At 44.9% G+C, this 20,210-nt stretch carries 17 protein-coding genes; 3 read left to right on the top strand and 14 right to left on the bottom strand.

Annotated elements, in window-relative coordinates:
• Window positions 1–147 precede the first annotated feature (147 nt).
• On the top strand, window positions 148–1,611 hold the full coding sequence (locus GPK58_RS02915; RefSeq protein ID WP_215638159.1) for a helix-turn-helix domain-containing protein: 1,464 nt from the start codon (window positions 148–150) through the stop codon (window positions 1,609–1,611).
• Window positions 1,612–1,658: 47 nt separating this feature from the next.
• Here the strand turns inward: GPK58_RS02915 and GPK58_RS02920 are convergent, their stop codons facing one another.
• The 14 genes from GPK58_RS02920 to GPK58_RS02985 all read right to left on the bottom strand — a co-directional run bounded on the left by GPK58_RS02920 (window position 1,659) and on the right by GPK58_RS02985 (window position 18,737).
• Window positions 1,659–1,982 carry a helix-turn-helix domain-containing protein gene (locus tag GPK58_RS02920; RefSeq protein WP_215638160.1) on the bottom strand — a complete coding sequence of 108 codons (324 nt, stop codon included), beginning with the start codon at window positions 1,980–1,982 and terminating at the stop codon, window positions 1,659–1,661.
• A 292-nt stretch (window positions 1,983–2,274) separates the two neighbouring features.
• The gene (locus GPK58_RS02925) at window positions 2,275–3,615 is read right to left on the bottom strand and encodes an MBL fold metallo-hydrolase (RefSeq protein WP_252195748.1); all 1,341 of its coding nucleotides are present in this window, start codon (window positions 3,613–3,615) and stop codon (window positions 2,275–2,277) included.
• Window positions 3,616–3,629: 14 nt separating this feature from the next.
• The gene (locus tag GPK58_RS02930) at window positions 3,630–4,124 is read right to left on the bottom strand and encodes a GNAT family N-acetyltransferase (RefSeq protein WP_173722330.1); all 495 of its coding nucleotides are present in this window, start codon (window positions 4,122–4,124) and stop codon (window positions 3,630–3,632) included.
• Window positions 4,125–4,285: 161 nt separating this feature from the next.
• Window positions 4,286–5,044: an ABC transporter ATP-binding protein gene (locus tag GPK58_RS02935; RefSeq protein WP_215638161.1), complete on the bottom strand. Its 759-nt coding sequence runs from the start codon at window positions 5,042–5,044 to the stop codon at window positions 4,286–4,288.
• A complete protein-coding gene (locus tag GPK58_RS02940) occupies window positions 5,044–5,847 on the bottom strand; it encodes an ABC transporter ATP-binding protein (RefSeq protein ID WP_215638162.1) in 804 nt (267 codons plus the stop codon). Before GPK58_RS02940 ends, GPK58_RS02935 begins: the two co-directional genes overlap by 1 nt.
• A gap of 1 nt (window position 5,848) precedes the next feature.
• Window positions 5,849–7,405: an ABC transporter substrate-binding protein gene (locus GPK58_RS02945; RefSeq protein WP_215638163.1), complete on the bottom strand. Its 1,557-nt coding sequence runs from the start codon at window positions 7,403–7,405 to the stop codon at window positions 5,849–5,851.
• Window positions 7,406–7,451: 46 nt separating this feature from the next.
• A complete protein-coding gene (nikC, locus tag GPK58_RS02950) occupies window positions 7,452–8,321 on the bottom strand; it encodes a nickel transporter permease (protein ID WP_195273706.1) in 870 nt (289 codons plus the stop codon).
• Entirely contained in the window at window positions 8,318–9,262 is a 945-nt protein-coding gene (nikB, locus tag GPK58_RS02955; RefSeq protein ID WP_215638164.1) for a nickel ABC transporter permease, read from the bottom strand. Before nikB ends, nikC begins: the two co-directional genes overlap by 4 nt.
• A gap of 132 nt (window positions 9,263–9,394) precedes the next feature.
• Window positions 9,395–11,344: a dipeptide ABC transporter ATP-binding protein gene (locus tag GPK58_RS13195; RefSeq protein WP_276571942.1), complete on the bottom strand. Its 1,950-nt coding sequence runs from the start codon at window positions 11,342–11,344 to the stop codon at window positions 9,395–9,397.
• 25 nt (window positions 11,345–11,369) lie between these two features.
• The gene (locus GPK58_RS02965; RefSeq protein ID WP_215638166.1) at window positions 11,370–12,956 is read right to left on the bottom strand and encodes an ABC transporter substrate-binding protein; all 1,587 of its coding nucleotides are present in this window, start codon (window positions 12,954–12,956) and stop codon (window positions 11,370–11,372) included.
• Between the two features lie 94 nt (window positions 12,957–13,050).
• Window positions 13,051–13,968 carry an ABC transporter permease gene (locus GPK58_RS02970; RefSeq protein ID WP_215638167.1) on the bottom strand — a complete coding sequence of 306 codons (918 nt, stop codon included), beginning with the start codon at window positions 13,966–13,968 and terminating at the stop codon, window positions 13,051–13,053.
• Window positions 13,962–14,954 (bottom strand): ABC transporter permease, encoded by a 993-nt coding sequence (locus GPK58_RS02975; protein WP_215638168.1) that lies wholly within the window; start codon window positions 14,952–14,954, stop codon window positions 13,962–13,964. Before GPK58_RS02975 ends, GPK58_RS02970 begins: the two co-directional genes overlap by 7 nt.
• 428 nt (window positions 14,955–15,382) lie before the next feature.
• Window positions 15,383–16,291: a LysR family transcriptional regulator gene (locus GPK58_RS02980; RefSeq protein ID WP_215638169.1), complete on the bottom strand. Its 909-nt coding sequence runs from the start codon at window positions 16,289–16,291 to the stop codon at window positions 15,383–15,385.
• Window positions 16,292–16,295: 4 nt separating this feature from the next.
• Window positions 16,296–18,737 (bottom strand): methyltransferase domain-containing protein, encoded by a 2,442-nt coding sequence (locus GPK58_RS02985; protein ID WP_173740376.1) that lies wholly within the window; start codon window positions 18,735–18,737, stop codon window positions 16,296–16,298.
• Between the two features lie 256 nt (window positions 18,738–18,993).
• Here GPK58_RS02985 and GPK58_RS02990 point away from each other — a divergent pair, with 256 nt between their 5' ends.
• Entirely contained in the window at window positions 18,994–19,629 is a 636-nt protein-coding gene (locus GPK58_RS02990) for an endonuclease III domain-containing protein (protein ID WP_215638170.1), read from the top strand.
• A gap of 47 nt (window positions 19,630–19,676) precedes the next feature.
• A complete protein-coding gene (locus GPK58_RS02995) occupies window positions 19,677–20,210 on the top strand; it encodes a DUF3877 family protein (protein WP_092071731.1) in 534 nt (177 codons plus the stop codon).

The raw sequence follows: 20,210 nt of genomic DNA on the forward strand, positions 1-20,210 counted from the left end.
CTTGTTTAATATATCTTTTATTATTTATTTCTATCTTATCTTTATCAATCCGTGGCATTCTTGTGGACAGCTTTTTTCTTGTATTTTCTCTTTTAGAGATTTATAATATCTCTAAAAGAGAAAAATAGCGTTTAGGAGAATTTATTGATGACAGAATTTTCAGATTTTTTAAAAAATTTAATACATTCCAAAGAAAATATGAGTGTCAATTCCCTTATCAAATATTGCAATATAGATCGTTCCACCATGTACAAAATCATCAACGGAACTCGGCGTCCCCCAAAACATGAAATTTTTGTGAAAATGGCTGAATTTTTCCAGTTAACGCCTTCTGAATATCAAAAGTTTTCAGAAACTTATCATATCAGTCTTACCACCCCAAGCTCCTATTACAGAAGAAAAAGCGTAGAAGAATTCTTCATACATTTTCCTGATATTTTCTCAACCCAACTCAAGATTTCCGAAAATGAATTTTCAAACAATATTTTAGAAAAAACTTTAGAAGACGCTCCCTGTTTTCCATTACATACACAATTTGAAATCAATCGCATTCTAAGAATTATCTTTTCAAAAGAAGCTTCCAGAAAAAACGGATTGATTCATTTACTTCTCCAACCCGATAACAAATTTTTATTTTCTTTGTTAGCTAGCATGGATTTTCCTGACTCATTAGAAATACATCATATTTTTTGTTTAAATAAAACTAATTCGCTCACGACCGATAACAAATCCTGTAATTTGGAATATTTAAAAACAATATTTCCTCTTTATTCACAATCTTTAAACTATCAGGCATACTGTTTTTATGATAATGTACATTCACATTTTTATAATATGAATATTTTTCCTTACTTAATTCTTACTACAGATTATGCAATGTCTTTATCATCTGACTTACAATCTGGTATATTTTTTAAAGACGTTAATTTAGTCTCTCAGTTTCATGAATTATATAATTCAATCCAAGAGAAATGTTCTTCACTATTTCAGGTTTTTCATATGAGTCCTGAGAATCTCACATTTCTTAACAGTATTGCAGTCCAAACTGCTCCTAACTACGTTTTGCAACCAGAGTCCTGCTTCACACCTTTTATATCTGAAAATATTATAGAAAACGCACTTCGACCTCAAATATCAGAACGCGAACAGCTGCTTCCTCTGATTAGATCTTTTTTCAAAAAAGCACTTCATACAATTGAAAGCCAGGACATGCATATTTATTTTACAGAAAAGGGAATTGAACATTTTATATATACAGGATGTCTTTATGAAATACCTTCTGAGTTTGCCCGGCCTTTTTTACCAGAAGAACGCCTTTCAATGCTTAAAGCACTTCTTCCTTACTGCCTCTCAGGGCACTATCATCTTCTCAAAAAACCGTTAGATCAACTACCTATAAATCTTCATTTATGTGTGAATACTCAATCTGGTTATCTCTCATTTGAAAACTCTAATGAACAAACAATGTATCTTTTAATCAATGAGTCTGGATTCTTATCTATTTTTATTGATTATATAGAAAATCTTAATAATGAATATAATTCTTATCTGGCCACTCCAGAAGAAACTGCAGATTTTATAAAAAAAGAAATTAAAAAATTAGAAGCATAAAATAAAAGGCCTTTCCTCTGTAATAAGAGAAAACGGCCTTTCCTTCTTTATCTTTTATGTTTCATCAATTCACGCAGAGCAGCTATAAACACATCCAATTCTTCATCCGTACACTTATCCATCATAAGATTCAATTCATTCATGCGTTTCTGATGTTTAACAGGCTGCGCTTCCATAAGCAAAGCATCTATAGAAAAATTTAATGTATCTGCTAAAGCAAACAGTACCTCTACTGACGGTTTTCTATGCTCACTTTCAATACGTTTCATATGTGTAGGACTAATATTTATTTCTTCTTCCAACTGTTCCTGCGTCATTTCATTTTCTATCCGTGCTTTCCTGATCGTATCCCCTTGCAGTCCATCCTTCATTCGTATCCCACTCCTTTTTTAAACAGAATACGTGGATAAGCAAATGTTGAAAATCATCTTTAAGGGATTTATATAGTCTCTTAAAGAGAACTATCTAATATATATATAATGTAGAAAAGTAGGAACTAATCCCAATTATTTTAGAAAAGTTCCTACTTTTTTATATACATCCTCTACTATTTTACTACACTGTAGTTTCCGTAATATTCCCTACCATTAATGGTTTTACAATTTCTTACTTTTAACATAGTAACTTTGAGTTTGATTATTTTTTCCCCTTTATTTGTCTGGCTCAGATATCCTTATAATAAGCCGGTGAGATCACATCGTATTCCCTGCAGGAACATCCATTTTCGTAGCTGTCACAGCAGTCACAGTTGGAACAATACATATGCGCGTCATTAATATAAAATAAACCGCCGTACTGCATGGAAGTGCGCTGATTCTTGGATTTCTTCTTGCTGTTGTCGTAGTAGGCTCCGTTGGGGATCATCATATTCTCCGGGGAGAAGCTGCTGAAATCAAAGAAATGGGATTCCGTACCATGATGTGGTACCTTGATACACCAGTAATGCTCATGAAGCGGAATCCTCCCATCATAGTTTTCTGCGATCATCCTCATGTACTGTGGCTGTACATCTCCGGTAAACAGAAGATTCAGCTCTCCGTCGCCGGTATTCTGAAATGCCAGACTGATCTTGTGGCGGAACTGACGCAAAAAATGCCCCTGTTTTTCCGCACTTTCCAGAAGTGCCTGAAATTCTCCGGTTGCCTGTAATTCACGGAATTTCTTTTCCAGCTTTTCCGGTTTAAGGCGACGTGCTCTCTCTTTTTCGGCTTCTTCCGGAGCCTCTGCTGTATCCTCAGCTGCTACGCCTGTATCTTCCATTATAAGCTCCAGCTTCTCCTGCGTATATCCTTCATTTTCCCCACCAGGCTCTGTCTGTCCTGTCAAAGAGCGCTCGGATTCCTCTGTATCCTCTTCCACCAAAGATGCCTCAGACAGTGGAGCAGATTTCTGCTCTGCTTCCGTCATCTCCTCTGTCATAGACAGGAACAGCTGACGTACCTCCTCCGCAATGTTCACAAGCTCGGTCATTGCGTTTTCATGATTCTCGATCAGGGAATTAAATACGTCCTCCGTTTCCCGGCTGACTTCCCTGAGATCCGGCCAGAGCGCTGTATATTTTCCCTCAAACTCTGAGCCTCTGGATAAAAGGTCGATCTTTACCCTTCTGGCGCAAAGAGCTTCTGCAAGGGCAAAAAGGCTGACACGTCTTCCGGGAAGGCTGGCCTTTTTTGTCACATCCGCAAGGAGCAGAAGCGCCAGTGTGTATTTCATTTCCGGACCGGAAAATACATCCGGAAGATAGATCTTTTCAAATTCGTAGGCATCTCTTCGGTAACGCATCATATAAAGCAATCCGGAAACATGGTCCGGATGAAAATGTGTCAGAAGAAGATTTTTTTTGCGGATGGTGGTAAGGTCTGAGATGATCACGTCAAAAACTTCTCTGCGCGGCCGTCCTTCGATCTTGCTGTTGGCTGCTCCGAAATCCACAAGCAGGCTGCTTTTTCTGTCACGAATGCAGAAACAGTCCCCGAATCCTACATTGTACATTCGTATTCTCATTTGTTTTTCCTCTCTCAGAACCAGATCTGCATATCATACCAGGTTGCTCCGCCGTGGCAGGAGTCTGCAACGCCCAGTTTCTTCAGTCCGTGGCTCTCATAGAATGGAATCATATGCTCCTTACAGGTAAGGATCAGGGCTTTTTTTCCACGCTCTTTCGCAAGGTTCTTGAAGTATTCCACAAGTTCTCCGGCGATTCCCTGATGACGGTATTCTGGGATCACGTTCAGTCCGAATACGGTCTGGATCTCTCCGTCTTTTTTATGAAGAGTGATATCATGATAAAATTCGTCCGGAAGTACCGGTTTATCTGTGGTTCCTCCGTTGATAAATCCTACGATCTGATCGTTCTTTACCGCTACTACAAAGTTCTCCGGGAATGCTCCCATACGGTTCACAACGTCCTCATGGCTTGCTGCTTCCGCAGGTGGGAAACAGATTGCCTCGATTTCTGCCAGACGGTCTGCCTCCTTTGGATCTGCCAGTCTGATCTGTAAATTTTCTGCCATTTTTTGTGGTCTCCTCTATATTATTTATTCCGTTTTCATTCGGTTTTGGTTCTTTTTTAATTATATCGGGTGAGGGAAAATGCGTCAACGTGTAACATACAAAAAAGCCCTCAGTATTCGCACTACTGAGGGGTTCGTTCTTTTGTTTTTATCTGTCATTATCACAGCACCGACCGGATCAGCTGCTCCGTATACTCTGTCTTCGGATGCTCAATGATCTCTTCCGGTGTCCCTTCCTCTTCCACATGTCCGTCATGCATCACGATCACCCGGTCGCAGAACAGCTGGACAAGGGCCAGGTCATGGCAGATAAAAAGAAAGGATAGCTGGTTTTCTTTTTTTAACTTCTGAAGCAGCTCCATGATCTGTTTCTGCACAGTCACATCCAGGGCGCTGGTTGCTTCATCACAGATCAGCACTCTGGGTTCCACAGCCAGGGCTCTGGCAATAGCCGCTCTCTGGCACTCCCCTCCGCTGACCTGATGGGGATACCGATCTGCATATTCCGGAGTCAGTCCGCAGGTAAGCAGAAGCTTTTCCACACGGTTCCTAGTTTCCTTCTTACTTATCCCCATATTCCGGAGACTTTCCCCGATGCCGTCCCCAAGAGTGCATCTGGGGTCAAAGGATTCTGCCGGTGTCTGGAAGACCATCTGAAGTTCCCGGTAAGTTTCCCGGAGAGCTTTTCCCTTCGCATGTGTGATATCTTTTCCCAGGAAAAAAATCTTTCCATCTGTAATATCCGTTAGATGCGTGATCATTTTTGCCACTGTACTTTTTCCGGAACCGGATTCGCCCACGATACCAAGAACTTCTCCCGCGTTCAGAAAAAAGCTCACATCTTCCACAGCCGTGAAGGATTTTTTCCCGGATAAAAATGTCTTTTTCAGATTCTGCACTTCCAGGATTTTTTCTGCCATCATCTTCCTCCATTTCCGGTGCCTGCACGTTTCAGGCGAAGTACCGAACGCATAAGTTCTTTTGTATAAGGATCTGTCGGAGCTGTCAGGACCTGAGCTGTTTTTCCATATTCTCTCACTTCTCCGTTTTTCAGTACCAGAACCTGATCTGCCATTTTTTCTACTACGCCGATGTTGTGTGTGACAACGACCATGGCTGTTTCATACTCCCGGCGCATCAGCAGCATTTCCTCAACCACCTGTTTCTGTACTGTTACATCCAACGCGCTGGTAGGCTCATCTGCCAGAAGAAGTGATGGATTCTGCAGCATGGAAATGCAGATTCCCACCCGCTGGTTCATACCACCGGACAGTTCAAAAGGATAGCTCTTTAAAACACGCCCTCCATCTTTGAGCCCGATCTTCGCCATCATTTCCAACGCACGTCTGTCGCATTCATGGCGGCTGATCTTTTCGTGTTCACGGAGACTTTCATAAATCTGGTCACCTACGGTACGGATGGGGCAAAGAGCTGCTCCTGAATCCTGAAAGATCATGGCGATCTCCGGTCCCAGAAGTGTGCGGAGTTCTTTTTCCGGCATATCCACTATATTTTTTCCCTTGTACCAGATATCTCCTTCTGTCACCATGCCTTCATTTCCCAGAAGTCCCATGATTGCCTTGATAATAGTACTTTTTCCGCTTCCGGATTCGCCTACTACACCCAGAATCTCCCCTTTATTCAGTTCCAGATCCACATCATGTACAACCGGCTCTCCGTTGTAGCAGATCGTCACATGCTCAAGCTTCAACAATGATTCCATCTTATTTCACTTCCAGATCTGCTGTGATCTCGTAATAATCACATGGATGGGCAGTCAGCCCCGATACATTTGACTTTGACACAAGTCCCATATTCAGATGAGAAACAAAGAAATACGCATCATCATCCAGAATGGTCTGCTGTGCGTCCACAGCAAGCTTGCTTCTCTCATCTGTATCAAAGGTCTCATGCAGCTTCGCCACGATATCATCAAGATCCGAATTGCTGTATTTGCCATAATTTTTGGCAGCATCAGATACAACTGTACTTGTGAAGAAATATTCCGGATCACCGGTAGGTGCAGTTGTAAGCGAGCTTACATATACATCAAATTCTCCATTCTTTGCATACGTCGCATGGTCTGCTGTATTGTTGACATCGACCTCAATTCCGATGTCCTTTAAAGTGGACTGTGCATATTCTGCAAGCTTAGGCTGTTCCAGACGGGTTGGATAGGTCAGCCATGTGATGGACAGCTTCTTTCCGTCCTTATCTGCATAGCCATCTCCATCCGTATCTGTCCATCCGGATTCTTCCAGAAGCTTTTTCGCCTCTTCCGGATCATAGGACGGTGCCTTTACTGCATCGTTTCCATAGGAAAAGCTGCTTGGGAAGGCTCCCACTGCCGGAACACCTCGTCCTTCCATGATCACACTGCAGAAACCGTCCTTATCGATTCCCATCTCAATGGCTTTTCTCACATTCTGATCCTGCATCAGTTCAGACTTCATATTAAACTGTCCGAAGAAACATCGGCTTGTTGCTACAGAGCTGATCTGATAGTCCGGATTTCCGTCAAAAAGCGCATAGTTGTCATACTGAAGTCCATAAGTTCCCTGTATATCGCCTGTCTGTAATGCTGCTGTCAGGGCACTTCCGTCTGAGAAGGATTTTACGATAACGTTGTCTACCTTTACATCTCCGCCCCAGTAATCCTCATTTTTTACCAACTTGATCTCTGTTGGAGATACCTCTGTTGCAACATAAGGGCCTGTTCCTGCCACATTTGCAGAGCCGCCCTCTCCCTGTACGCCATAATCCATATCAATGATAGCACCATATGGATCACCGAGATAATTGATCAGTGCCGGACATGGTTCGGAAGTATGGATCGTTACTGTCATTCCATCTGCTTCGATCTTATCGATCTTCATATCGTAAGGTGCACGGTCATGGTTTGCGATCAGATCTTCCAGACATTCCTTTACCGCTTCTCCGTCCATGGTTCTTCCGCTGGAAAATTTCACACCGTCACGAAGGGTGATCTTTACTGTATTATCGTCTGTAAATTCATAGTCTGTAGCAAGCCATGGCTCTACCTCCATGTTGTCATTGTACTTAAACAATGTTTCTCCTACACCATAACGCAGACAGCTCCATCCGGAATAATTGTCGTGAGGGTTTAATCCTGCATCTCCCATTTCTTCACTGTATCCGGTAGTTCCGTAAACAAAGGTAGTTCCTTCACTCTTTTCTTTGCTTTTTGCTGCTGCCGGAACTCCCGTCATGCTCATGACCATTGCCGCTGCAAGCACTGCTGCCAGAATCTTTTTCTTCATAATCTCCGCTCTCACTTTCTGTGTTATATTTATTTATAAGTGCCTGTTATCCTTTTCTCCTGTTTCGTTCCTTCGGATCCATATAATCCCGGATCGTATCTCCCAGAAGATTAAAGATCATTACCGTAATAAAAATCGCCATTCCCGGCGCAAGTACCATCCACGGTGAAATCTGCAGCATACTTCTTCCATCGTTGATCATACTTCCCCATTCTGCCATTGGAGGCTTTACACCAAGTCCGAGAAAGGAAAGTCCTGCCAGCTCCATCATCATGGTTCCAATATCAAGAACTGACGTAACAAGTATGGGGCCTGCAATATTTGGAAGGATATGTTTGAGCAGAAGCTTTCCTGTACTGCTCCCGGAAAGCTTTGCCGCCATAAGATATGCAGAGTCCTTCTGAGTCAGAGTAAGCCCTCTGGCAAGTCTTGCAAACTTCGGCCAGCTGATCACCGCCAGGGCAATAATGGCATTTTGGATACCGCCTCCCAGAACACCTGCTACTGCCAGGGCAAATACCAGTCCCGGAAAAGCCAGGAACAGATCGGAGATACGCATCAGAACGGTATCGGCTTTGCCGCCCTTCCAGCCACAGAAAATACCAATAGCCGTTCCCACCACCGTGATCACCGCAACCAGGAGCAGTGTTGCATAAATACTGGTCGTACTTCCTATGATCACACGGGAAAGCATATCTCTTCCATAACGGTCTGTCCCGAGCAGATGCTCCGGTCCCGGCGGTTTCTGAGCAAGTGCCAGATCCTGGGCATAAGGATCATAAGGGCAGAGATATTTTGCAAATGCCGCTACAAACAGAAGCACTGCTGTAAGCACAAGAAAAAAGACGAGCTTTGCTTTTGTATGATTTTTCCGGATCTTCTGCTTCCGGACTGTGATATTATTTTTTCCACTCATGCTCTGTCACCTCCAAGTCGTACTCTCGGATCCAGATAGTGGTAAATAATATCTGTCACCAGATTTACCAGAACATAAATAACCGCCATCCAGGCCACATAAGCCTGGATGATCGGATAGTCACGCATGGTGATCGCATCTACCGCCAGTTTTCCGACACCATCCCACATAAAGATATTTTCCACAATGGCAGTTCCTCCCAAAAGATTGCCGATGGACAGAGCCAGCAGTGTGATGATCGTCAGCATGGAAGCCTTCATTACACTCTTCCAGATGATCACACGACTGCGGATCCCTCTTGCCCGGGCTCCGGTCACATAATCCTTATTCAGTTCTTCAAGAACCGTGGCACGCACCTGTCTGGTATATTTTGCAGCCATGGAGATCGCCAGTGTCAGTGTCGGCAGAATAATACTCTGTCCGAGATCTGTATTTGTGACTACCGGTAAAACGCCCAGCCTGATGGACAGAAAATACATCAGGACCATGGCAGCAAAAAAATTCGGCATGGAATTGCCGATAAAGCTTAAAAATCTTATCAGATAATCTACCCATTTGTTGTGCTTTACTGCTGACAGGATTCCCAACGGGATCGCAAGAACAATTGTAAGAAGGATTGATGACAGAGTCAGCATCATCGTTGCCGGAAGCTTTGAAATAAAGGTTTCATAGACATCTCTGTGAGACACATAGCTCTCTCCCATATCTCCGGTTACCATTCCCGCAAACCAGGCAGCATATTGTACAAGGAATGGTTTATCAAGGCCATATTCTGTCTTTGCATTATCAATGACCTCCTGAGATACTGCAGAGCCTGCATTTTCATACATATAAGTTACTGCATCTCCGCCGGCAAGCCGCATCATGGCAAAAGAAAGAAATGTGATCCCGATCAGGACCGGGATCAACTGCAGCAACCGTTTTATTATATATTTTCCCATATTTTCCTCTCCGCACTTTGTTTCTCAGTATTTCGAATAACAAAAGTTTAACAACACGGCTGTTCTGCCACAACCCCGGCGGGGGGATTTTACATATTCCATTTTGTCATGCATCTGTATTCCATTATGTTCTTATATTCTCACACAGTGACATGCGGATAATTCTTTCCAGCCCTCTCCAAGAGACTGTGGCTCTTCATACTCGATCAGCCTCCGTTTTCTCTCTTCCAGCGGATCCGGGATATGGATCGCAGAAAGCAGGGACTGTGTATAAGGATGCTGCGGATTTTCAAAAAGCTCTTTTGTAGGTGCCATTTCTACCAGCTTTCCGTTTTTCATCACACCTGTTGTATCACTTAAAAAACGTACCATGGACAGATCATGGGCAATAAAAAGAAACGAAAATCTTTTTTCCTGCTGAAGCTTTTTAAAAAGCATGACGATCTGTGCCTGGATAGAAATATCCAACGATGCGATCGGTTCATCTGCAATGATAAGACGTGGTTCCATGAGAAGGCTTCTTCCTATGGCAACTCTCTGTCTCTGTCCGCCGGAAAGCTCTCCCGGCTTTTTCAACAGAATGCTTTCATCCAGTCCTGTCTCCTTCAGGATTTCCCGAAGCCTGTTCTCCAGCATTTCTCTGTCACGGATCCTGCGGCTGATCTTTACAGGCTCCAGCATGATCTGCCGTATGCTCATTCGGGGATTCAGTGCAGCGCCCGAATCCTGAAAGATCATCTGGATCTCAGTCTGCATTTTCTTCCGCATTCCGAAAGGATCCTTTTTATCCGGCACTCTTTCTCCCTGATAAAAGATCTCCCCGCCTGTAGGCCGGTAGATTCCTGCAAGCGTTCTGGCTGTCGTGGATTTCCCGCAGCCGGTCTCTCCCACCAGTGCCATGATCTCACCTTCCCGGATACTGAAGGAAACATCATCCACTGCATGGATCGTATAATCGGAACGGATACGGAAATGCTGCTTCAGATTTCTGGCTTCGATCAGTACAGGCGCCTGTTTCTGTTCTGTTTTCTGTAAAAATGGCGCTTCCTTTTTATCCGGTTTCTGTTTATGGCAGCTGTTTTTCTGTAATCTGTCCTTCAAAATGGAGGGCTTTTCTATTTTCGGAGCTCTTTCATCCAGAAGCCATGTGGCTGCATAATGCGTATCACTGACCTTAAACATCGGAGGAGTCTGTTCATAATCGATTGCCAGTGCCTGGGGATTCCGAACGGCAAACGCATCTCCCGGCGGAGGATCCAAAAGAGAGGGCGGCATTCCGGGGATTGGATTCAACTCCCCTTTTTCACCTGCAAATACAGGCAGAGAAGACAGAAGTCCCCAGGTATAAGGATGCCGGGGATCATAATAAACATCTTCCGCTGTCCCGATCTCAATGATCTTTCCTGCATACATAACTGCAACTCTGTCTGCGATCCTTGCAACAGCTCCCAGATCATGAGATATGAACACAATACTGATCCCTGTTTTTTCTCTCAGCTCAAGAAGCAGATCCAGAATCCTTGCTTCCACGGTTGCATCCAATGCTGTAGTCGCCTCATCGGCAAATAATATTTCCGGATCACAGGCCAGTGCAATAGCCAGCACACAACGCTGACGCATTCCTCCGGAAAAAAAATGAGGCTGCAGGCCATAGCGCTGTTCTGCATCCGGAATCCCTACCAGCTTCAGCATTTCCACAGCTCTTTTTTTCGCCTCATCCCTGGATACTTTCTGATTTTTGATAATAGCCTCTGTGATCTGTTTGCCAACAGGGATCGTCGGATTCAGCGTCAGCATAGGATCCTGGAACACCATGCTTACCTTACTTCCGCACAGCTTTTCCATTTTTTTTCTTTTATAGGCTGTGATATTCTCTCCGCAGAGACTGATCTCTCCGCTTTTTACATGTGCATTCGGTGGCAGAAGCTTCATCACGCTACGGCACATAACGGTTTTTCCACATCCGGACTCACCTACGATACAAAGTATCTCTCCTTTTTTTACCGTAAGATCAATATTCCGGACGGCCTGTACCTCGCCGTCCGGTGTGTCAAAGCTTACCGAATAGTTTTTTAATTCCAAAACGGTTTCCTGCATGATCTTTTCCTTATTTTGTAATGGTCCAGTCTTCAATATTCCACATAACACCTACGGAATGATGTCCCAGAACACGTGTGGTATCCAGTCCGTCAAGTCCGGAAACGCCTACATAATCTCCCTGAAGATAAGCAACCAGAAGGATTCCAGGTGCCTTGGCATATGCCTTTTCGAATTCACTATATGCTTCTTTTCTGGCTTCCTCAGTCTCACCGTGACGGCCTTCCTCAAGATATTTATCCACATCTGCATTGGAATAATGCATGTTGTTTCCACTTGCGTCGGTTACAAAGTTTACATATGCCATATCCGGGTCAAACTGTGTTGCATAGCCGGCAAGAAATCCATTGTATCCTGCATCCCAATCAAATTTGGTAACAAGCTTTACTTCCATTTCCACACCAGCCTGCTTCAGCATATCAGACATGACATTGGCAATATCCACACGCTCTTCTTCGTAATCACGTACCTGGATGGTAAAGTGGAATTTCTGTCCGTTTCTCTCATAGATCCCATCATCACCTTTTTTCCATCCCAGCTCTTCCATCTTCTTTGCAAAGGTGTCCAGATCATAGGAGTAGATATTGGCTTCCTTATCTGTTCCGAGAGGGTTTCTCTGGATCGGGCTGTATGCCGCCTCTCCCTGTCCTGCAAGAACACCTGCAATAATGGAATCCTTATCCAGTGCATAATTCAGAACGCCGATGGAATCTCCGTTTTCCTTCCAGAAATCTGTACTCATATCCATGGCAGCTCCACGGTAATCTGCTGTGGTAAACTCCCAGTAATTATATCCGTCCTTATCCTTGAACTGAGAAGCATAGTTGGAATTCAGCCATGCAAGATCCGCCTCACCAGACTGGAGCATGGTTGCCTTTGTAGTCTCATCCGACACTGTACGGTATACAACGGTTTCAATATTCGGAACCTTTCCGTAATAATCTTCATTTCGTTTCAGTGTGATCATTCCGCCGGTAGCATCCCAGTCTTCAAATTTATAACGGCCTGTTCCCACCGGATTCTGGTTAAAGGATGTGGTATTCACGTCCTCTCCTTCCAGAAGATGCTCAGGAAGGATTCCCATGGTAAAGTAATCCAGCATGGCAGCATCATACTGATCCAGTGTAAAGATCACCGTCTGATCATCCGGTGCCTCAATGCTTGTAATGTCCTGATAGTTGCTGGTGATACTGGCTCCCAGGGTTTCATCCTCTGTAAGCTCCTTATAGGTGTATACAACATCCTCTGCATTGAAATCTTCTCCATCATGCCACTTAACACCGTCTCGAAGCTTAAAAGTATAGGTATTGGTATCCTTGTCAAAGGTATAGCTCTCTGCAAGATCCTCTACCGGCTTTCCATTGGCATCATATTTCATCAGTCCTGAAAAAATAAGATCCGGAAGTTCATCATGGTTATTCAGAAGGGGATTGATCGTACTTTCTGACTCACCCGCATATACCAGGGTTTTGTTTTCTTCTGCTGCAGCTACGGTTACCGCACTGCCTGCCGATGCTCCTGTGCATGCTGCGGTCACTGCTGCCAGTGTTATCGCCGCATATTTTCTTCCATAGTTGATTCCTGTTCTCTTTTTCATTCTGTTTTCCTCATCTTTCCTTATTTTCAAACCGGTTATCTACACCTTGGAATGTTTTATCACGGTTTGCGTCCACATATTTTTTCTGACTGCATCAGAGATTGCTGTAATGATTATTTACCTCACTTCTCACAAAGCTTCCCATACTGGTAATGCACATTAAAGTAATGACCAGAAAAACTCCCGGGATCACGATCACCCACCAGGTATTCATGATCAGTGCTTTATTTGCCAGTGAGAGCATACTTCCCCAGGAGACTACATTTGCCGGAAGTCCAAGACCAAGAAAGCTTAAAGTAGATTCCATGGTAATACAGCTGCTTATCGAAGAGATCACCACAAACATGATCGCCGAAACAAAATTCGGTATCAGATGGTGATACATCACATATCCAAAACTTCCTCCGCAGAGTCTTGCATACATCACATAATCACTGTTCCTTATCTGCCGCACTTCACTTCTTACAATACGTGCCAGTGCAAACCACCCGGTAATACCGATGATCACAGATATGCTGATCACATCATTGGCCTGAAGGACCGCAGACAGGATCAGGATCAGCAGAAGGGTCGGAATACTTCCGCACATTTCCGTAAACCGCATCAGAACCGAATCCACCTTTGGACCTGCTGTTCCGCTGATACATCCGTAGGTAACACCGATCACAGTAATGATCGCAGCTCCCAGAAGCCCGATCACCAGAGAAACCCGTCCGCCATACCAGATCAGTGAATAAATATCTCTTCCAAGCGAATCCGTTCCAAAGATAAATTCCTTTCCCGGCGGTGTATTCAGATTCTGGAGATAAAAACCTGAGGGATCATGATTTGCCACAACATTTGCAAATACACAGCCCAAAACGATCAGAAAAAGCAGAAACGCAGAAAATACCGGTTTCCCCTTCAGCTTTTCCTGAAATGTTTTTTTCCGTTTTTCAGATTCTTGCTGCTTCCACCCGGCACCAACTACCTGAAAAAGCTCAGCTTCTGAAAGCTTCCGGTCAACTACCATACCCTCACCTCCGAATCCTTCATTCTTGGATCGATCTCTTCATTGACAGTCTGTGCAACAAAGCTGCTTAAAAATACGATAAATCCCGTGATCAGCACATCGATCATCAGCAGATTATAATCATGATATTTTGCAGATTCCACTGCAAGGTTTCCAATTCCCGCATAATTGAAAACAGCTTCCACAGTTACAGTCCCACCGGTTACATGGGGTACCGAAACTGCCATGATACTCACGATCGTCGGCATTACATTTCGAAGACAATGCTTCCACAGGATCTTTCTTTTGGAAAGTCCCTTGGATCTGGCAAGAAGTACATAATCCTTCCGCACCTCATCCAGGAATTTGTTACGTATCATATATGCGTAATACCAGAGATGGCTGAAGATCATTACTACCAGCGGAAGGATCATATGCTTCATACGATTGCCGATACTGTCTGCCATTCCCACATCATAGGCACCGCTGCTTGGGAACCATCCAAGATTTACACTGAAGATCAGGATCAGTACCACACCAAGCCAGAAAGCCGGCACATAATAGGCTGCTGTTCCGATCTTGCAGATCAGCCGGTCGATCCACTGATCCTCATGGAGCGTACAGAATATGGCGATCAGAACTGCCAGTAGAAAGATCACAATATAAGCGATTCCTCCCAGCACCAGAGTATTTCCGATCAGCGGTTTGATCACATTCATAACCGGCTGCCTGTATTTCAGCGACAATCCGAAGTCACCATGGACTGCATTGGCAAACCACCTTACATACTGTACCCCGATCCCCTGATCCAGTCCCAGTCTCGTTCTGGCCGCCGCCACTTCCTCGCTGGTCATCATTTCCAGGGAATCTCCGTAAAAGGACTGTAGGGGATCTCCCGGCGCCAGTCTCGCCAGCCAGAACACCACCACAGACAGCAGAAACATAACCACTGCAAGCAGAAGGATCCGTTTCAGGATCCGGATGACCAGTTTATTTTCTTTGTTCATAATTTTCCTTTCCCACTTCCCTTTACTTACATGTAAGACAGTAAGGCAGACATTCGCATTCCGCTCTGCTGCATGCTCATGAACACAAATCGTGGAGCGATTTGTGTTCATATTTCAAAAGCAGTTATGGCATCCAAAACCATAACTGCTTTTGAAAGGGTCGTGTTATTATTCGACAAAACATTTGTATGCACAAATAGGAGTGCGCGGAGGTTATGTGCATCACAGTGTTTTTATATTCAGCACGCGGAGTGTGCTGCTGATATTATTTTATCATTTAACAGCTTTCGGACAACCCCGGTACGGGGATATTGGACAGTCGGTTTTAGCATGGATGTGTATTCCATATAAAAAACGGGACTTTTCTGTATCCGGAACCTGTGTCCCGTGCAGAAAAATCCCGTCTGGTCTTTTGCTTTATTCTTTTATCACTTTCCGGAAATCTGAAGTCTTTCCTTCACGAATCCCAGAAAATCCTTTCCCTGTTCACTGAGCTCTTCACCTCTCCGGCAGATGCACCCGTAAACAAGTTTCTGGCCTTCTCCCGGAAATGTATATTTCACGGAGGAATATCCCGGATCACGGCCGGAAAGATCCGCACCACTGATATTACACAACTCTCCGGACCCAAGAAGACGTTCCACGATATAATCACTGTTTGTTACGACTACAGTCTCTGCCTCCACTGCGGAATGACCGTTTTCCTCTACAAGGTTCCGGTAATTATCCGGGGAAAATTCATCGGGAAATCTCTGGATCAGCCTGAGCTGGGACATATTAAAATCTCCCTCATCTGCTTTCCCTTTCCCGGTATAAATATTTACCTCGGTTTCCGTCAGCAGCTCAAATTCCAGGTAATTCCGGGAAAGAAAATACTGGAACGCCGCCAGCTGATTCTGCATCACATAGGCGAATCCCATATCATCCTGTCTGCCTTTCACACGTTTTATGATCTCATGGGTATCTGCTGCGTAAACCTGATAATGAAGATCATCGCACTTATGTGCTTCATAATACGTTACGAAGATATCCGCAAACCAGGAGCTGGGATGAAAGCATACACACAGGCTGCTTTTTGCAAGTGGCTGTGCCTGCATTTCCAGTTCATCTATATTTTCCAGGATCCTCTGCACATGGATATATGCACGCTCTCCTTCCGGTGTCAGCTCTATGCCCTTTGCATGGCGGACAAACAGCTGGGTACGCATATCGTCTTCCATGGAACGGATCACCTTGCTTACATTTGACTGCGTGGTAAAAAGCAGTTCTGCTGCCTGGCTGAAGGAGCCTGTTTTGGCACAGGCTGCAAAATACTGTATCTGTTTTATATTGAGCATGATCCTACCTCTGTTTCTTCGCAAAGATCAAAAACATCGGAGTCGGATTGTAAAACTCGTCTTTTTCTATATAAATACGTTTGCTGATACCAAGGTCAAAGGAAAATTCTTCCACACCTATACGGCTCAGCGTTTCCAGATCCCATGCCGGACGCAGAAAAGAACTGATGGGCAGCTGCCGCTTGATATCCTCGCATTCCTGCATCAGCTCATCCTGGATCTGATGATGAGCATGATTCTCCGGAAGATCCGCAGTGTCCGCAAAGTCTGCTGCTCCGTAGTTTGCATCCAGATTTATCATCACTCCGCCCGGTTTCAGTACGCGGAACCATTCCTGATAAGCATGCTCCGCGTCCGGAAGTGTCCAGGTAAGGTTTCGTGATACGATCACATCAAATTCCTCATCCGGAAAATCCGGAGCTTCTGCATCCATCACCATAAACCGGCAGTCTGCTTTTTCTTCCTCCGCCAGCTCCTTTGCATGAGTGATCATATCCGGCGTCAGATCGATCCCGGTTACCTGATGGCCTTCCTTTGCAAGAAGAATGGTAAAAAATCCGGTTCCGCAGCCTACATCCAGGATCCGGAGATTCTTTTTCTCAGGCAGATACTTCTTAAGCTCAGCCATCCAGCGGCCTGCAAGTGCACTGTGAAGCTCTGCTCTTCTCTGTTCCAGAAAGCTGTCGCTGCGCCTGGTCCAGTACTGGGCGATCCTTGTTTTCCGCTCGTCTTTTTCTCTTACGATATTTCCGTAGGTGATCACAGGGCCGCCTTCCACAACCTGAAGGCTTGATACCTGATAAAGGATCACACCATCCATGTCTGCACGACAGATTTCCTGTACATTTCCCTCATAATCACGGATCTCTCCAAGATACTCATCCTGATGAACGATATCGCCTGGTTTCTTCACCGGATACCAGAGACCGTTGACACTGGCGCACTGATAACGCACATCATCCATTTTCAGCGGATAGTACGTACTGTGGGAACGGATTCCGTTATAGGCTCCGATGCTGCAGAGGATATTTCTTACATCTCTTCGCATGGAATCCACTTCCTCCCGTTCCCAGGTTCCCATACAGCCGCGTTCCAGAAGGACCGCCGGAATATGGAAGGTACTTGCCGCATAATTGTAGGCGCCGCCTGTACTCACATTTGACTGTACCATATATGGGACATCAACCTGCTCTGCCATTTTTCGGGAAGCTTCCACGATCTCCGGCTTTGCCACGCCTGCAAAATATACATACGGAGTCAGTTCCTCATAATCATCACCGCCGTGAAGATCGATATAATAATCTGCCTTCCGGATCAGGGATTCTGTGATGGCCGCTGCCAGTCGTTCCATTTTTGTGCCATCTTTTCTGCCAGGGAAAACACGGTTCAGATTTTTTCCGTCTTCCCAGCTGATGCTGCCTGCACGCTTCTCAAAGTCTTCCCGGTTCAGCACCTTTACCAGAACCAGCTGACCCTTTACCTTTTCCGGCTTCAGCCGCTTCGACAGCTCGATCAGAGTCTGGATCCCCACATACTCTCCTGCATGAAGACCTGCTGTGACGAGAACGGTTTTTCCAGGATCTTTTCCACGGATGATGGTTGCAGGAAGGACAAATTCTCCATCTCCGAGCTCAAGAAAGCCTTCTGTTTTTTCTCCTACCGCAACCGGAAGATTCAGGAAATGATCCGGCTTTACACCAGTTACCATAAACATTGGTGTGGACTGATAATTTAATCTCTCCTCCTCACTCCAGACCGTTTTCCATATTTCTGTGTCTGTGCGGATTCCAAGAAGTCCTGCTTCTCGGAGAGTTTTTACATCCCACTGGGGACGATTGATCTTTGACAGCGGTACCTGGAGGGCGATCCGCTCCATGCGCTCAATATCCGTACAGAGATAGTGATCATCCAGGCTGTTGTTTTCCACATTTTTCCGGTCGTTTTCGTAGGCCTTACGCTGCTCTTCCTCATAAAGATAACCGTACCAGTTGGCATCAAAATTCAGAAGTCTTCCTCCTACCTTCAGTACACGGACCCACTCTCTATAAGCAACATCAGGATGCTCCAGATTCCAGGTAAGATTTCGTGAAATGACCACGTCAAAGGTATTATCCTCAAAATCCAGCTTCTGTGCATCCATCCTCAAAAAGCGAATATTCCGGCAAAGATCTCCGGCATTTTCCTTTGCCTTTTCCAGCATTCCTTCCGTATAATCCACTGCATCTACATGATATCCGGCTTCTGCCAGGATCACAGGAAAAAATCCGGGGCCCGTTCCGATATCCAGGATACGGATCTCTTCCTTGGGTTTGTCCGGAAACTGACTGGTCAGCACCTTAAGCCATGCGTTTTTCTGCGTTCCTGCAAGCTCTTTATGATTCACTTCGGAGTACCCTTCTGTACGAGTGCTCCAGTAAGATTCGATTTCATCGAGAAGTTTTTCCACGTTGATTCCTCCGCACTTTTCTATTCACGTGAGGGAGATCAGGTCCCTCACAGGTCACGTTTAATGTACCAAATTGTCAGGGTATTAACAAGCCCCTGGGGGGGATTCCCAAAATTGCTCTGCTGATAAAATTCCCAAATGCCACACACTGCTTCTGTACTCCTGTCCACCTTGTAATTCTCCGAATGCTGTGGTATCATCCTGGCTGTAGTAATTCAGTAATATAACCGAAATTGAAAGGATGGTTCATATACAAATGACAACACAGGAACTGGCCTATGAAGTTATCAGCCGTTTAAAAAAGGAATATCCGGATGCAGACTGTACACTGGATTATGATGATGCCTGGAAGCTTCTTGTAAGTGTCCGTCTGGCAGCTCAGTGCACCGATGCCCGGGTCAATGTAGTTGTTCAGGATCTCTATGCAAAATACCCGGATGTGGCAGCCCTGGCAGCAGCAGAGCCGGAAGCGATCGAATCCATTGTACGTCCCTGCGGCCTTGGAAAAAGCAAAGCCCGGGACATCAGCGCCTGTATGCGCATTCTCCACGAACAGTATCACGACAAGGTGCCGGAAGACTTTAACGCACTTCTGAAGCTTCCCGGTGTGGGCCGAAAAAGCGCAAACCTGATCATGGGGGACGTATTCGGCAAGCCCGCCATTGTAACAGATACTCACTGTATCCGCCTTTCCAACCGCATCGGCCTTGTCCATGACATGAAGGATCCGAAAAAGGTGGAAATGGCTCTCTGGAAGATCATCCCTCCGGAAGAAGGCAATGATCTCTGCCACCGTCTTGTCAATCATGGAAGAGAAGTCTGTACAGCGCGGACAAAACCTTACTGTGACCGCTGCTGTCTCAATGATATCTGCGAAAAAAATGGGATCTGAATGTATGCAGTTCAATAAACCTTCAGACCTCGGAAAGGAAAAACATAATGAATTTCAAAAAACTGGAAAATAATCTCCTGGATATGATCCAGGAACAACAGGTAAAGATCGGATACATGAGCGGAGTTACCCGTTTTTATTATCCGCTGCAGTCTCTGAACCGCCTTCTTGGCACAGAACTTACGGAAGAAGAAATGCAGCATGCAATGGAAAAATTCTCAGATCATGCCTGTGACCGTCTTGGAAAAGTAACGGCTTCTTCCAAAAACGGGCGTTTCTGCATCACCCTGCCGCCTCAGGCCTCGGACTACGTTCACGAAAACCGGAAGCCGAGTGAATTTCTGGTACACTTTATAGGCACGGTTGCACGTCATGGCTGTACTCTTGATGAAGTGATGGATGTTTTTCATGCTTATTCCGAACATGTACACGTGGAAAAAACAACCGGAACCGGATTTGATTATCTCGTATATTTCGAAGACGGGATCCCGGATGACTACCGGTATTGTCTGTCCCTGGAGGGTGAGCATATGATCTATCATAAGTTTACACCGGAGGACTATGAAGATTTCGGATTCTGA

This window comes from Blautia sp. MCC270 (assembly GCF_018785605.1).
GTDB lineage: Bacteria > Bacillota > Clostridia > Lachnospirales > Lachnospiraceae > Blautia_A > Blautia_A fusiformis.